Here is a 16303-nt window from a genome sequence, read left to right on the forward strand (position 1 = left end):
CCTATTAGACTGGACCTTATGAGTAGAAGAGTTCTCTTAGCCGCGCCTCGTGGTTATTGCGCCGGCGTTGATCGCGCAGTGATTGCCGTTGAAAAATCACTGGAACTCTATGGCGCTCCGGTCTATGTCCGTAAAGAAATTGTCCACAACAAGCATGTGGTCTCAACTCTGGAAAAGCGCGGCGTCATCTTTGTTAATGAAACCGATGAAGTGCCAGAGGGTGCCACAGTTGTATTTTCCGCCCATGGCGTATCACCTGCCGTGCACGAACAGGCTGCTGCCCGAAACCTTAAAACTATCGATGCCACCTGCCCCTTGGTAACTAAGGTGCATAATGAAGTAAAGCGTTTCGCCGATGATGAAACTGAAATTCTTCTGATTGGTCATATTGGACACGAAGAAGTTGAAGGAACTGCTGGTGAAGCACCAGGCAAGGTGCGCGTTGTCGACGGTCTGGATGAAGCTCGCACCATCATTCCCACACCAGGTAAAAAACTAGTCTGGCTCACCCAGACCACGCTCTCAGTTGATGAAACTATGCAATCTGTTGCAATTCTTAAAGAACGTTTCCCAGAAATTGCTAACCCACCATCAGATGACATTTGTTATGCCACCCAAAATCGTCAAGAAGCAATTAAGGCAATTGCCCCACAGGCAGATCTGGTTATCGTTGTGGGTTCGACAAACTCATCGAACTCCGTGCGCCTAGTTGAGGTGGCTTTGGAATATGGCGCAAAGGCTGCCTATCTTGTTGATTATGCAACTGAGGTAAAAGATGAGTGGTTTGAAGGCGTTGAGGTCATTGGTGTGACAAGTGGTGCATCTGTTCCGGAAATCCTTGTCAATGACTTACTTAAGCATTTAGATGAGCATGGCTATAGCGATGTGGAAGAAGTTCGATCATCGGAGGAGACGCTGCTCTTTGCACTACCGAAAGAGCTACGCGCTGATTTAAAGGCTGCTAAGTAGAAAATTTCACCGCCCACAAGGATTATCTATAATTCTCGTTTTTCGATCTCAGGTACGACTTTCTCAAGCCACTCGTCGTAACTGATTTTAAATTGCTTTTCAAAGGCAACTTTCCACTTCTCACTGTCTTGACCAGGTGTATTAACAATAGCTTTCGTAAAAGATAAAAGTGCTTCATGGCCGAATTGATAAATAAGTTGTTCTACAAGTAGCCGACCTGCCTCATATCCACCCTCTTGGGAGCCGCAGGCAACACCGCTAAATCCAGTTCCAAGTCGCTTGGCGGCAGTCATGAGATCCTCTTTTTTAAACCTTTTGTGCCAAGAAAAAACTTCTTTGAACTCCGAGAAATTTTTGGCTGTTCCAAGCACACTGCCGTAATAAACCTGTTGACCCTCGTTCAGCCAACAAGGCAGTAGCTCGTCCCGCTTTTCTGACCAAACTCGTTGCATGTGGCCAACTACCTCATGCTCAACAATAGTTTTCCAAACAATATCTCGTGGATTGGTGCAATCATTTGGATAAAGAGTGAATTGAAGTAATGCAGAACCATCTGACGTACCCATACTACCGGCGTTCGACAACTTGCAACGATTACCGCTATTTAGATTACCTTTGAACCAAGCTCCCCATTCAGCATGGCCTCCTGCATTTGCTGGATCTGCTTTAGTAAATTCTTGTACCATCCATGCAGTATTCTCATTATCTCCAATTACGATATGGAAATTAATGCTTGCTGCTTCGTCTCCAAAAAATTTGAGAACATTAGTTGTACGATTTCCTATTTCACTAACTTCTGACTGCTTAACTGAAGAATGTGAGATTATTTGAATATCATTTTTAGGTGAATAATCCTTATTTGCATTATAGATAAGCCGTACACTGTTATATGCCTGTTCTCTTGCATCCATGTTTTTCCCAGGAGATTGCGAAGCTCCCTTATTCCAAACCAGCTTCTTTCCAGTTTTGATGCAGGTATATTTCTTGCCGAGAACCACTTCTGTGTTACCTGCTTGAGTGCACTTAGCGCCTGCTTTGGCAGCAGCGTTTGCTGGCAGAAGGGGAATTGATAGGAAGAGAGAAAGTATTGATAAGAATGCAATGAGCTTCTTAGCCATATGAAAAGCCTATGCGGGAATTAAGTTATTACAAGAGGGCATTTGCCCGTATTTGACCTTTATTTGTTCAGTAATTAACCCTAGGCAGCAGCTGCGCGCTTAGAAGGGCGGTTCTTTGCCTTCTCATTTAAGAACATAAACCAGGCATAGAGCGCGCTGAGAAGTAGATACGGTGCAACGCTGGCGAGGGAACCGATGAAATCGATGCCGACTCTGGATATCGAAAGGCCGTCACTGAGAATAGTCAGAATAAGAACTGTTGCCCCATAGGCAAGTGGTGGCGTGACAGCTGCAACATAACGAGTTCCGGTGCGACCATAAGCAACACCGCCATAGGTAACTAGGGCGATGATCAGACCAGAGATGATTCCAGGACCAGAGCGAATCCAGATTTCAAGTGATGTGAAGATAAAGATAAACAGTGCTTGCAGAAATACCACACCTTGTTTTTTTAGTCCGGGGCCTTTCATCACTTACTCCTCTACTACTTCAACATCGATGAAATCATCGGGTGCATCTAAATCTAGGCTATCTAAGTCTGGGTTATTTAGCGCCCTTACATCTGCCGGAGATTCCGGATATTCAATTGCCAGCTTATCTTTATCGCCAGCTACACCTAGTTTATTGATTCGACGAGCGGGTGCAAGGACCGTCTTTTCCGCTGTGGGAATGAGATCTTCATATGCTTTAGATGTCTGATTAATTGCCTTACCCACCGCAACAATCTTGGTATGTAAGAGTGTGACATTTTTTAGAAAAGTTGCTGCCACCTTTGTGATGTCATCAGCGTTTTCAGCCAACTTGTTGCGGGTGAAGATATGGCCCACGGTGCGCAGCAGCGCCATCATTGATGTGGGAGTTGCCAGTGTGACCCCGACTTTAAATGCTTTCTCAAGCAAGAGCGGATCAAGGCGAAGTGATTCTGCCAGCAGCGTCTCAAAGGGAAGAAAGAGCACAACAAAGTCAGGGGAGTTCTGCGATTTGTGATAGCCACGCTTAGCGAGCGCATCGACATGCTTGAGTAAATCCTTGGTATGTAGCAAGAGCAGTTCATCGCGCTGCGCTTGGTCTTCTGTGCCAAAGGCTTCTAGGAAGCGATCAAAGGGAAACTTGGAGTCGATAAAGAGCTTGGAACCCCCAGGCATTGCCACGGTGATATCAGGAATACCAGATGAATCTGAATCGGTGGTGGAACGCTGTGCCACATACTCATGGCCTTCACGAAGCCCTGCTTGTTCTAGGAGAAGTTCTAATTGTGCTTCCCCAAATTTTCCACGAGTCTGCGAACTAGCAAGTGCGCCGGCAATTTTCTTTGTCTCATCAAAGAAGGTAGTCGATGCTTTGCGCATCTCATCGATAGTTCCGACCAATTGCACTTCAGATGCAATTCTCTTCTCCGATGCTTCTTGTGCTTGCAAACGCATCCGTTCGACAGTTGCTTTCATCTCTTCCATCTGCGTTGCAATCTTTGTTTCGTTCTCACTTTTGGCTTCTGCTGCCTTCAGGCGATCATCAGATGCCTTAAGCAGCACCTTCACATCGTTGAGTTCTTGGCTCATCGTTGATGTATTGCCACCGTTTGCGCCAGATTTAATTCTAGAAATCCACAGACCAAGTGCGAGACCAAGAAAGAGGCCGAGAATGAGAGTTATTAAGGTCACCACTGTGCTGGACATGGGGCAATCGTGGCAGGAGGGACTGACAATCCCCCGTAGGCTGTCCTACTTATGAGCCTCTCAATTGGAATCGTCGGCCTGCCGAATGTCGGAAAGTCGACCCTCTTTAATGCTCTGACCAAGAACAATGTCTTAGCCGCCAACTATCCCTTTGCCACGATCGAGCCCAATGTCGGTGTTGTGGGCGTTCCGGATGAGCGTTTAGCAAAGCTGGCCACAATCTTTGGTTCTGAAAAGCTACTTCCAGCTGCCTTGTCCTTCGTTGATATCGCCGGCATTGTGAAGGGCGCCTCCGAAGGTGCTGGCCTCGGAAATAAGTTTCTTGCCAATATTCGCGAGACCGATGCCATCTGCCAAGTTATCCGCGTCTTTACCGATGGCGATGTGGTTCACGTCGATGGTCGCATCGATCCTGCTAGTGACATGGAAACAATCAACATGGAACTTGCGCTCGCAGATCTACAGACAATTGAAAAGGCAATTCCGCGACTTGAGAAGGAAGCGCGCGTTGCGAAAGAGAAGGCCCCCGTTTTAGCGGCGGTCAAGGAAGCCAATGAGTGGTTGCAATCAGGAAAGCCACTTTCCCAGTCAAAGATTGATCGCGAACTTTTGCATGAACTTCACCTGCTCACTGCAAAACCATTTCTTTATGTCTTTAACGTTGATGCCGCCGAACTTGCTGACCTTGAACTGCGCACGAAGTTATCAGCCCTAGTTGCACCAGCTGAAGCAATCTTTCTCGATGCTAAGACTGAGGCCGAACTTGCTGAACTCTCTGATGAGGACGCACTCGAACTCTTGCAAGCAATCGGACTTTCTGAACCAGGGCTAGCTACTCTTGCCCGAGTTGGTTTTGCTACCTTAGGACTACAAACTTATTTAACTGCCGGTCCAAAAGAGACGCGCGCTTGGACCATTCATAAAGGTGACACCGCACCGATGGCGGCCGGTGTCATTCACACAGATTTCCAAAAAGGTTTCATTAAAGCTGAAATCGTCTCTTTTACCGACTTGGTAGAAGCGGGCACAATGACGGAAGCGAAAGCTAAAGGCAAAGTGCGGATGGAAGGTAAGGAATACATCATGCAAGACGGAGACGTAGTGGAGTTCAGATTCAATGTCTAATAGCCCAGCACTTAATACCGCCAGAGCACGCCTTAATCAGGCTCACCTCAAGGATCTTCCAAAGAAGACCCGTGACAACCTTCGCAACGTTGCGATCATTGCTCACGTTGACCATGGAAAGACCACACTCGTTGATGCGATGTTGTGGCAATCCGGAGCTTTCGCTGCTTATAAGAAGCAAGAAGAAGGCCAAGACCGCATGATGGATTCAATGGATCTAGAACGCGAAAAGGGCATCACGATTCTTGCCAAGAACACTTCGGTAAGACGTGGTGACACCATCATCAACATCATTGACACACCAGGCCACGCAGATTTCGGTGGCGAAGTTGAACGTGGTCTAGAGATGGTCGATGGCGTTATCTTGCTCGTCGATGCCTCTGAAGGCCCACTGCCACAAACACGTTTTGTATTGCGCAAAGCACTACAAAAGAATCTTCCAGTCATTCTCCTTATTAATAAGGTGGACCGCCCGGATTCACGAATTGCTGAAGTTGTCGATGAGGCATACGCGCTCTTTCTAGATCTTGATGCTAATGAAGAACAAATTGAGTTCCCCGTTGTCTATGCATCAGCTAAGGCAGGACGTGCTTCCCTGACACGTCCCGCAGATGGTGGAATGCCGGTAGAAGAAAACCTTGATGTTCTATTTGACACCATCTTCGCCACAATTCCAGCACCTGTTTATCACGAAGGCGCACCCCTTCAGGCACACGTGACAAACCTTGACTCATCACCGTTCCTTGGACGTTTGGCGCTATGCCGCGTGCACGAAGGTGTGATTAAGAAAGGTCAAACTGTTTCTTGGATTAAAACCGATGGCAGCATTGAACGGGTAAAGATTTCTGAGTTGCTGATGACTGAAGCACTCGAGCGCGTTCCAGCACTGGAAGCCCACCCCGGAGACATCATTGCCGTTGCTGGTATTGAGACAATTACCTTGGGTGAAACACTGGCAGATCTAGAAAACCCACATCAATTACCTCTTATTACCGTCGATGAGCCATCAATTTCTATGACTATCGGTATCAACACATCACCACTAGCGGGCAAGAGCGGCAAGATGCTTACTGCGCGCCAAGTGAAAGATCGTCTTGATAAAGAGCTGGTCGGTAACGTTTCACTGCGTGTTCTTAATACCGAACGTCCTGATACGTGGGAAGTTCAAGGCCGCGGTGAACTACAGCTGGCTGTGCTAGTTGAAATCATGAAGCGCGAAAGTTTTGAACTCACCGTGGGTAAGCCACAGGTAGTTACCAAGATGATTGATGGAAAACTTCACGAACCAATGGAGCGCTTATCTATCGATGCCCCAGAAGATTACTTGGGTGTGCTCACCCAGTTGATGGCACTTCGTAAGGGTCGCATGGAACAGATGGTCAATCACGGAACCGGTTGGATTCGACTTGATTACAAAGTTCCATCACGTGGTCTGATTGGTTTCCGTACTGAGTTCCTTACTGAAACTCGCGGAACAGGACTGCTGCACCATGTATTTGATTCATACGAGCCATGGTTTGGTGAACTTCGTACCCGTGGCACAGGTTCGCTTGTCTCAGATCGCATCGGCGCTGTGACTTCATATGCACTAGCTGGAATTCAGGAACGCGGATCAATCTTCGTTGAACCCGGTGATGAAGTCTATGAAGGCATGGTTATCGGTGAGAACTCACGTTCTGATGATATGGATGTCAACTGTGTGCGTGAAAAGAAACTTACCAATATGCGTGCTTCCGGTACTGATGATTCAGAGAAGTTGATTCCACCGAAGAAGCTCAATATGGAAGGCGCCCTTGAGTACTGCCGCGAAGATGAATGCGTGGAGGTAACTCCAGCAGTTGTTCGTATTCGTAAAGTGGTGCTCGACGGGGCAGAGCGCGCTCGAGCCACATCTCGAGCAAAGAAGAATAACCAGAACTAATTCATCAGCGTTAATTCACCTTTGGCTCACGTGACTTGTCACCGCCGTAGGGTTAAATAGCAACTATGAGTAAGCAGAACCCTTCATCACCGCTTCGCCTAGTGCGAAGTCACGATGAGGGGTTTTTGCCTTTCGCACAGGCTCATCAACTCAGCGCAGAACAGCAAGCTGCAGTTGCTCACCGCGGCAGCCCGCTGATAATCACTGGCGCAACTGGCACCGGTAAGACCACAGTTGTTATTGAAGCAGCGCTTTCCCGAATTGCCGCAGGACAAAGCCCCGACTCAATTTTGATTATTGCCTACGGGCGCGAACGTGCCTCTGAAATTCGCGATGCCATTGTTACTCGATCAGCAAAGACTGCACATGAACCACTAGCACGAACATTTCACTCACTTGCTTATTCGATTCTTAAGATGCGCACGGCAGAGAATGTGCGCGAGATTATTCTGTTATCGGGCTCCGAACAAGAAACTTTTATCGCACAGTTACTAGCAGGTGATATCGAAGATGGCTATCAACAATGGCATGCCGACTTACAGCGCACCGAGCAATCACTCGGTGAGCCACTGCAGACGCAAGGATTTGTGCGCGAGCTACGCGATCTCATTATGCGCGCCAATGAACGTGGAGTTACTCCAGATGAGTTAGAGACTCGCGGCAAACAACTTGGTGAGAAGTATTGGCCGGGGGCGGCCCAATTCTGGAAGCGCTATTTAGGTGCCATGACGCTGCAAGAAGTGCTGGCCGGTGATGCCAAGGTGCGCATTGATCCATCTGAAATCATTAACACTGCAATTAATTATCTCCGCAGTAACTCAGAACTTTTGACTGAGCTGCGCGCACGATTTAGCACCATCATTGTTGATGAATTCCAAGAAAGTGATCCCGCCCAGCGAAACTTATTGCACCTACTTGCCGGACAAGACCTCGTGATCATCGCTAATGCAGCTAGTGCGGTGGGAAGATTTCGAGGCGCAGACCCGGAAGGTGTTGGCGCTGTAATTGATTCTTATGTGGCAAAGGGTGCGAAGAAGATTGAACTCACCACAAATTTTCGTGGCACACCTGGCACACAAGCTGTCCGACTCTTTTCTGAATCTGAGGAAGGGCAATACATTGCTTATCAATTTAAGCGGGCTCATCTCATGGGCGGGGTCGCCTATTCGCAGATGGCAGTGATTGTGCGCTCACATGGACAGAGCGCCGCAGCTATTCGCAGAGCCTTTGCCCAAGTTGGTATTCCCACCGCCGGTGATGTGGAAGCGATCGCGAATAACGCTGCCATTGCGCCATTTCTACTGGCGGCACGAGTGGCAACTGGAACGCAACCACTAAACCTTGATACGGCAGAGAAGTTACTCACCAGCGAATTTGGCGGAGCAACTTCGGTTTCACTGCGGCGCACACGTGCGGCGCTACTCGCTGCGCGCGATGAAGTGCTAGATAAGCGTTCTGGCACACAACTTATTCTCGATGCCATCACTACTGGTGATGTTGCCATTGAAGACTCAGCCGAACTATTACGTATTCACGAACTCTTAGCGGCAGCAAAGAAATCAATTGCCAAGAAGAGCGCCACGATTCACGACCTATTGTGGGCAATCTGGAATAACGCTGTTACCAGCGAGAATGTGAAGATTTCCGAATCATGGCGCACAGCAGCACTTAAAGGTGGCTCCCGAGGAGCTGCAGCTGATCGAGATCTCGATGCCATGATTCAACTCTTTGATTCTGCAGCCCGCCATATTGAACGTTTTCCAGGTGCTAAACCAGAGCTCTTTTTACAAGAGATTGAGAATGAAACCATTGTTTCAGACCTCATTACTTCGCGTGGAGTGCGCCCTGATGTTGTTGAAATACTTACTGTGCATTCGGCAAAGGGACGACAGTGGAGCCATGTTGCAGTTGCAGGTGTGCAAGAAGGCACCTGGCCGAATCTAAAGCAACGAAGTTCTTTATTAGGCGCCGAACGATTGGTCGAGCGGGTGCGACATGGTGATGAACTTGCTCAAACTACGCTGGATATGATTGCTGCAGATTCACTAGCCCAAGATGAAGCACGTTTATTTCATGTCGCAACAACACGTGCCTCAGAGTCACTGCTTGTTACAGCAGTTGCGCGCGAAGATCTCACGCCATCTATCTTCTTTGAAGATTTTGCGCACTCATGTGGGGCATCTGATGCAACAATTGAAATTCCAAGACCACTGACGGCGCCGGCACTTGTTGCCACCTTGCGCCGGGAGGTAACTCTTTCCGGGAACACCGATGCAGCTGCGCTACTTAAGACTTTGAGCGCTAATGGAATACATCTAGCTGCGCCTTCGCAATGGCTGGGAGCAGTGCCCATCACTACCGATGCGCCAGTCATCGATGCTGGTGCACCTGTGCCAGTTTCACCATCGGGGGCAGAGAACTTCACTGAGTGCGGACTGAAATGGTTTCTGGAAAAGAGCGGTGGCACCGATGGCGATTCCACAGCGCAGCTATTAGGTTCTGTCATTCACGAATTTGCTCGCCTTAAAGTCGATGAACCGGCAATTACTGATGAGCAATTGCAGCACAAACTCCTTGAGTCATGGCCGCTGATTGATGATAGTCAGGGCTGGATAAGCCATGCCGCCCTTGCGCGCGCACAAAAGATGTTGGAGCGATTCTCGGTGTTTCACAGTAAGTCATTGGCTGATAACAACCGAAGCGTTGCTGGAGTTGAGCGGAGTTTTGAAATCACGGTAGGTCGAGCGGTGATTCGAGGAAATGTGGATCGGATTGAAGTCGATAGCGATGGCAAGCATTACATTATTGATTTTAAGACTGGTAAGAAAGAGATTTCTGGCGATGATGCCAAAACAAACTTGCAACTTGCTTGTTACCAGCTCGGTGTTGTTCTAGATGGCTTTGCTGAGAAGTTAACATCAACTGCTGTCTCTGGCGCCCAGCTTGTCTATCTGGCAAGTAAGAATAAGAGCTACAGCACCCGCGAACAAGATGCGCTCGTGGATGTTGAGGCCACCCAAACTATTCTGGAAGAGATTGCCGTTGGTATGGGCGGTGCCACATTTACTGCACGCAAGAACGATATGTGTAAGGGTTGCAAGGTCAAACCTTCATGTCCGCTCTATCTTGAAGGCAAGGCGGTGCATCAATGATTGAAAAATACACACCTGATGAAGTAGCGAAGATGATTATCTCGATTGATCCCACATTTCATCTTCCATCTGATGAGCAACGTCCCATCATCTCTATCTTTGATAATCCACTTGAGCCAGCTGTTGTTATCGCTGGCGCCGGCTCTGGCAAGACTGAGACCATGGCTGCGCGCGTTGTGTATTTAGTGGCCAATGGTTTCGCTCGCCCTGATCAAATTCTTGGACTTACCTTCACCCGCAAGGCCGCTGGCGAACTCAATACCCGAATTCGAAAGCGCCTACGCCAGTTTCAGCAGGCGGCAGATAAGCAAGGAATAGAGCGCACTTTTAGCAGCCTTGAGACTGCAGTTACTACTTATCACTCCTATGCCGGGCGGTTGCTCAGTGAACATGCAATTCGTTATGGCATCGATGCCGATGTGCAGCCACTGGGTGAAGCAGCGCTCTGGATGTCTGCCAACAAGTTGGTCCGCGAGTGGGATGACGGCATTTTTAACACAAATGATGCAGCAAGTACCGTTGTGAAAGATTTACTGGGCCTCACCTCAATGGTCTTAGAACATCGCGTGAGCGTTGATCAGATAAGAAGTGCGGATGAAAAAGTCCTTGAGGAACTCGCACAGATGACGGGTGCAACTAACGAAGAGACACGTAAGGTGGCAAAAGTACTCAACCAACGCATTGCAATGCTGCCAATGATGCAAGCATTTTTGGAGGAACGCAGAAAGTCAGGTGAACTCTCATTTGATGATCAGATAGCACTGGCTGCAGATATTGCAGTTAACTTTGCAGATGTCGGGGTATTGGAGCGCGCTAAGTATCCCGTCGTACTTCTTGATGAATATCAAGATACTTCCCAATCTCAGGTGCGTTTGCTTTCGGCCCTCTTCGGTGGCGGCCATCCGGTTACCGCCGTCGGTGACCCTTGCCAATCTATCTATACCTGGCGCGGTGCATCCTCTGGAACGATTAGCGCATTTAATGCAAACTTTCCAAAGGCCGAGGGTGCTACCGGTAAGAAGGTATATGAATTACTGACCACCTACCGAAACGATAAATCAATTCTCGCACTTGCAAATGAAATTTCAGCAGGTGTGCGCGAACTTGAAGGCATTAACGTTGCTGCGCTAAAGCCACACGAACATGCAGGTGCTGGTGATCTCACCTGCGGGATCTTTGAAAACGTTGATGCAGAGGCAGCTGCAATTGCTGAATACTTCACACCGCTTTGGAATAACCCAAGTCGCTTACAACCGCACCTAAAAGTTCCCCGCACCTTCGCCGTACTGGTGCGAAAGCGGGCGCAGATAGCTCTCATTCAAGAGGCGCTAGCAAAGGCGGGAATTCCTTCGGAAGTCCTTGGTTTAGGCGGACTTGTGCATGTTCCGGAAATTGCAGATTTAGTGGCAATGCTGAAAATTATTAACAACCCCAGCGCTGGTGCATCACTGATGCGTCACTTAACCGGAGCGCGCATAAACTTAGGTCCGCGCGATATTGCCGCCCTTGGTCGCTTTGCACGCTCGCGATCAGAGGCGCTCTCATCTGATAGTCGCAGCATTGTGAAGAACATTGTTGCCGGAAACCCAGCATCGGCTGAAGCCGATGATCAATTTATTGGAAGTGTGATTGACGCCCTGGATGAAATCGAGAGGTGCGACAAATCTAAGTTCAGCAGCGCTGGCTACCAACGACTTGCATCTTTTGCATCCGACCTACGTCGCCTGCGTTCTCGTGCATCTGCACCCATTACTGATCTCATCGTTGAAATCGAGCGCTATCTGAACTTAGAAAGTGAAGTGATGTTACGAGATGGTGGCACACATGGCCGGCGCCACCTTGATCGCTTTATGGATGAAGCAGCTAAGTTTGCGCGAAGCGGTGGCTCACTTTCTGCCTTCTTGCAATGGCTCGATGTTGCAAGTGAAGAAGAAGGTGGACTCAAAGCTGGGGCGCCAGAGGCCGATGCCAGTGTGGTTCAGATTCTCACCGTGCATATGGCAAAAGGCGCCGAATGGGATGTTGTTGCAGTTCCAGGGTTAGCGCAGGGGACATTTCCTGGAGCCAATGCAAGTGATCCTGATAACTGGATTACCAATGAACGCCATATTCCATTTTCACTGCGCGGAGATGCTGACATCTTGCCAACGTTTTCTTGGAATGCATCAACAACTAATGCGCAAGCTAAAAAAGCAATCGATGCATTTGCGCAAGAGTGCGTTGACTTTAAGATGCGGGAAGAGATTCGCCTTGGCTATGTTGCCATTACACGTGCTCGCACACACTTATTCTGTTCGACTTCGTTCTGGCGCGATGGCGCAAAACCTGTTCAACCATCTGTGCTTTATGAGAAGGTGCAACAGATCGCAAGTCAGTGCGGCACAGTGCTCAGCGCCCCCACTGCACCAGAGAGCACGGATCGAAACCCAGCCAAAGATATTGAGATCACAGCGCAGTGGCCACAAGATCCACTCGGAGACAAGCGGGCAGCTTTTGATCGCACCGTGGCACTTGTTGAATCAGCTGCGCCGTTAAACCTAGACGCACCTGCACCGGCAGAACTGGCAGAGCTAGTTGAGGATGCCCGGGCAATAATTGCTGAATTTGAAGAGTTTAAGTTAGGTGCGCGCGATGTTGCATTGCCACCGCGTCTTTCTACCTCCACACTCATTGCACTGCATGAAGATCCAGTAGAACTTGCTCGCAACATTCGCCGCCCAATGCCGCGAGCTATGGATGAATACTCACATCGCGGAACGGCATTTCACTTATGGATTGAGAACCATTTCAATGCCAAAACGCTCTTTGATGATGAAGACTTTGATTTGATCACACCTTTTGAGCAAGACCAGAAACTGGAAGACCTGAAAACGAAGTGGCTGGCATCTGAGTGGGCGAAGTTGCAACCGTATGCGGTAGAAGTTCCTTTTGAAACCGTTATTGCTGGCGTGCTTGTGCGCGGTCGCATCGACGCTGTTTATCAGACCAGTAACGGTTTTGAAGTAGTCGACTGGAAGACTGGCTCGAAGACTTTAGGTGAATCATCTGCGGTGCAGCTAGCTGTCTATCGACTTGCCTGGGCTAAGTTGCAGTCAATTGCAGTTGAGCAGGTCTCGGCCGCTTTTTATTATGTGCCGATAAATAAAACAGATCGGCGAGCAAATCTTCTGAGTGAAGATGAGCTCACCGACCTGTTATTACTTAAGTAATTTAGATATCGAAGCGGTCAAGCTCCATAACCTTGCTCCAGGCAGCTACGAAGTCTTCGACAAACTTCGTTGCTGAATCAGCACTCGCGTAGACCTCTGAAAGTGCGCGAAGTTCTGAGTGAGAACCGAAGACTAAGTCTGCGCGAGAAGCGGTCCACTTAACTTTTCCGGTCTTGCGATCTTTTGCTTCAAAAAGCTCGTTCTTAACTGAAGTTGGCGCCCACTCATACTTGGTATCAAGGATGTTGACGAAGAAGTCGTTTGTGAGCGTCTCCTTCTTTGATGTGAGTACACCAGTCTTTGAGCCGTCGTAATTAGCACCGAGTGCGCGAAGACCACCAACAAGCACAGTCATTTCTGGTGGGGTTAATTCAAGGAATGCAGCCTTATCAACGAGTGCGATTTCAGTAGGGTGTGAATCAGATGCACTCTTGTAGTTACGGAAACCATCAGCTGTTGGCTCAAGGTATCCGAATGAGAAGACATCTGTCTGCGCCTGAGTGGCATCTGTGCGACCTGGTGTGAAACGCACCTTGGTCTTCACGCCAGCCTTCTTTGCCGCGATTTCCACGGCAACGGTGCCACCTAAGACAATCAGATCTGCAAGCGAAACCTTCTTCGCTGATTTCTTATTGAAGTTAGTTTGAATCTTCTCCAGAACAGCAAGAACTTTCTTGAGTTCCTTCGGGTTATTGGCTTCCCAGCTGATCTGTGGCTCTAAGCGAATACGAGCACCATTGGCACCGCCACGCTTATCTGTTCCACGGAAAGATGATGCTGATGCCCACGCTGTTGTTACCAACTGCGCAGATGTGAGACCACTGCTAAGAATTCTCTTCTTAAGGATTTCAATCTCAGTCTTACCAATTACTCGCTTTGGGCGAGCTGGAAGTGGATCTTGCCAGATGAGTTCTTCGGATGGAACAAGGGAACCGAGGTAGCGAACTGCAGGTCCCATATCGCGGTGTGTGAGTTTGTACCAGGCGCGAGTAAATGCATCTGCCAGCGCATCGAGATCTTCGGCAAAGCGACGTGAAATCTTTTCATAGGCAGGATCCATGCGAAGTGCTAGATCTGTCGTTTGCATGACAGGTGCATGTGTCTTGCCAGAAATATGTGCATCAGGCACAGCCTTTGCTGCAGATTCATCGGTTGGAATCCATTGAACTGCGCCACCAGGTGACTTGGTCTGCTTCCACTCATACTTAAAGAGAGTTTTAAAGTAGTTGTTATCCCACTTAGTTGGAGTTGATGTCCAAGCACCTTCTAGGCCGCTAGTGATTGTGTCTGAACCTTTTCCAGTTCCAAATGAGTTCTTCCAGCCGAGGCCCATCTCATCGATAGGCGCACCTTCTGGCTCTGCCCCAACATACTTATCGGGATCAGCAGCACCGTGTGCCTTACCAAATGTGTGACCGCCAGCAATGAGGGCAACTGTTTCTTCATCATTCATCGCCATGCGCGCAAATGTTTCACGAATATCGATAGCTGATAAAAGTGGATCTGGATTTCCATCTGGACCTTGTGGGTTTACATAGATAAGGCCCATCTGCACTGCAGCAAGTGGCTTCTCTAGAACACGATTACCTGAGTAACGCTCGTTGGTTAGCCAGACTTTTTCTTTACCCCAGTAAGTCTCATCTGGCTCCCAGACATCTTCGCGTCCGCCACCAAAACCAAAAGTCTTGAGTCCCATTGATTCAATTGCGCAGTTACCAACAAGAATCATGAGATCTGCCCAGGACAACTTCTTGCCGTACTTTTGCTTAATTGGCCAGAGCAAACGACGAGCTTTATCAAGATTTCCGTTATCGGGCCAGCTATTAATAGGAGCAAAGCGTTGCATGCCAGCACCAGCGCCACCGCGACCATCGTGTGTGCGATATGTGCCTGCGCTATGCCAAGCTAAACGAATAAAGAATGGACCGTAATGTCCATAATCTGCTGGCCACCACTCTTGTGATGTTGTCATCAGCGCTTCAATATCTTTCTTTACCGCTTTGATATTGAGCTTTGAGAATTCTTTGGCGTAATCAAAATCTTCACCCATAGGATCAGAGACCGGAGAGTTTGCGCGCAAGACCGAGAGATCTAATCTATTTGGCCACCAGTCAGTGTTATATGTGCCAGCGGTATTGAGTTGGCTACCGGAGTATGGGCACTGCGCGGTAACAGTTGAGGTAGGAGATGCAGTTGTGGTCATGGTTGTTCCTCCAGTTAAGAAAAGCTACAAATAGACTGACTAGATACGAGCACAGGCTAGCCGAAGTGAGAAAAATTGTTAATTCGAAAGCTGGATACCGATAGGCAGATGGTCACTTAACCCGGTGTGTGAGATGTCCATCACGGAGAATTCACCCGGATGTAAATCTTTGGCGAGCAGATAGTCGAACTTAATCGAGGCTCCCCAGCTGGGGTAGGTGTTGCCTGGGGCCAATGAATTCCAGGGGGAGAAGACGGTAGGCAGATTCATAGGCAAGTTCAGATCACCCATAACTATCGCGCGGGTGCCACTTTCTTCTGCAAGCCGTAGCGCCCACATTTTGACTCTACGCAGTTGTCGCAAATTCAATCCTGGCACAAAAGAGAGATGGGTATTCACAACTGTCCAACCATTTTCCAGCACCGCAGCAATTGCAAGACGTGGTTCATCTTTGACGTAGATAAAACGTGGTCTTCCTTTTCCGGTTTCATCACCAGGAACAATGAGAGGTAACCCAAGTAAGGAACGACCTAGATCTAATCTATGCCATGACTTCACCGGTATCTTTGAAACAATTCCAATTCCATAACACCCATGCATGAGTTCTGAATGCGAACTCTTATCTGTAATCAACGCAGGTTCGTGCTCGTGTAATTTTCGCCATGACTCACCGGGTGTTCCAATCACACTGGGACCCATCGCCCAATCGCGCGCACCAACGCTCTCTGCGATTTCGCGAATCTGCGGACGAGACTGCGACCGTGGCAAGAAGTGATCGACTTCCTGAAAGCCCATCACATCCGAGTTCAATGACCGCACGGCAGCGGCAAGTTCGGCGGCCGAATCGGGTGAATTCCTAGGTGGGATTGAGATTCCATGCAGGAGATTCCATGAGGTGATGCGCACCCCCACACACTAGTAACCTGCACC

At 48.7% G+C, this 16303-nt stretch carries 10 protein-coding genes; 5 read left to right on the forward strand and 5 right to left on the reverse strand.

Annotated elements, in window-relative coordinates:
- The first annotated feature begins 18 nt into the window (after nucleotides 1-18).
- Nucleotides 19-969: a 4-hydroxy-3-methylbut-2-enyl diphosphate reductase gene (locus A1sIA79_RS00775; RefSeq protein ID WP_095674354.1), complete on the forward strand. Its 951-nt coding sequence runs from the start codon at nucleotides 19-21 to the stop codon at nucleotides 967-969.
- Between the two features lie 26 nt (nucleotides 970-995).
- Here the strand turns inward: A1sIA79_RS00775 and A1sIA79_RS00780 are convergent, their stop codons facing one another.
- The 3 genes from A1sIA79_RS00780 to A1sIA79_RS00790 all read right to left on the reverse strand — a co-directional run bounded on the left by A1sIA79_RS00780 (nucleotide 996) and on the right by A1sIA79_RS00790 (nucleotide 3763).
- The gene (locus A1sIA79_RS00780) at nucleotides 996-2087 is read right to left on the reverse strand and encodes a hypothetical protein (protein WP_095674355.1); all 1092 of its coding nucleotides are present in this window, start codon (nucleotides 2085-2087) and stop codon (nucleotides 996-998) included.
- An 80-nt stretch (nucleotides 2088-2167) separates the two neighbouring features.
- Nucleotides 2168-2557, reverse strand: coding sequence for a hypothetical protein (locus A1sIA79_RS00785; RefSeq protein WP_095674356.1), 390 nt, complete (start codon nucleotides 2555-2557; stop codon nucleotides 2168-2170).
- A gap of 3 nt (nucleotides 2558-2560) precedes the next feature.
- Entirely contained in the window at nucleotides 2561-3763 is a 1203-nt protein-coding gene (locus tag A1sIA79_RS00790) for a DNA recombination protein RmuC (RefSeq protein ID WP_095674357.1), read from the reverse strand.
- Nucleotides 3764-3814: 51 nt separating this feature from the next.
- Between A1sIA79_RS00790 and ychF the strand changes: the two genes are divergently transcribed.
- The 4 genes from ychF to A1sIA79_RS00810 all read left to right on the forward strand — a co-directional run bounded on the left by ychF (nucleotide 3815) and on the right by A1sIA79_RS00810 (nucleotide 13170).
- Nucleotides 3815-4888 carry a redox-regulated ATPase YchF gene (gene ychF, locus A1sIA79_RS00795; RefSeq protein WP_095674358.1) on the forward strand — a complete coding sequence of 358 codons (1074 nt, stop codon included), beginning with the start codon at nucleotides 3815-3817 and terminating at the stop codon, nucleotides 4886-4888.
- Complete coding sequence (gene typA, locus A1sIA79_RS00800; protein WP_095674359.1) at nucleotides 4881-6809, forward strand: translational GTPase TypA; 1929 nt, start codon at nucleotides 4881-4883, stop codon at nucleotides 6807-6809. Before ychF ends, typA begins: the two co-directional genes overlap by 8 nt.
- Nucleotides 6810-6874: 65 nt before the next feature.
- Entirely contained in the window at nucleotides 6875-9961 is a 3087-nt protein-coding gene (locus A1sIA79_RS00805; protein WP_095674360.1) for an ATP-dependent helicase, read from the forward strand.
- Nucleotides 9958-13170 carry an ATP-dependent DNA helicase gene (locus tag A1sIA79_RS00810; RefSeq protein WP_095674361.1) on the forward strand — a complete coding sequence of 1071 codons (3213 nt, stop codon included), beginning with the start codon at nucleotides 9958-9960 and terminating at the stop codon, nucleotides 13168-13170. Before A1sIA79_RS00805 ends, A1sIA79_RS00810 begins: the two co-directional genes overlap by 4 nt.
- 1 nt (nucleotide 13171) lies before the next feature.
- On the opposite strand, the gene katG is transcribed toward A1sIA79_RS00810, so the two are convergent.
- On the reverse strand, nucleotides 13172-15373 hold the full coding sequence (katG, locus tag A1sIA79_RS00815; RefSeq protein ID WP_095674362.1) for a catalase/peroxidase HPI: 2202 nt from the start codon (nucleotides 15371-15373) through the stop codon (nucleotides 13172-13174).
- A gap of 78 nt (nucleotides 15374-15451) precedes the next feature.
- Nucleotides 15452-16279: an endonuclease/exonuclease/phosphatase family protein gene (locus tag A1sIA79_RS00820; RefSeq protein WP_190277066.1), complete on the reverse strand. Its 828-nt coding sequence runs from the start codon at nucleotides 16277-16279 to the stop codon at nucleotides 15452-15454.
- Between the last annotated feature and the right edge of the window lie 24 nt (nucleotides 16280-16303).

The organism is Candidatus Planktophila versatilis, assembly GCF_002288105.1.
GTDB classification, from domain to species: Bacteria; Actinomycetota; Actinomycetes; order Nanopelagicales; family Nanopelagicaceae; genus Planktophila; species Planktophila versatilis.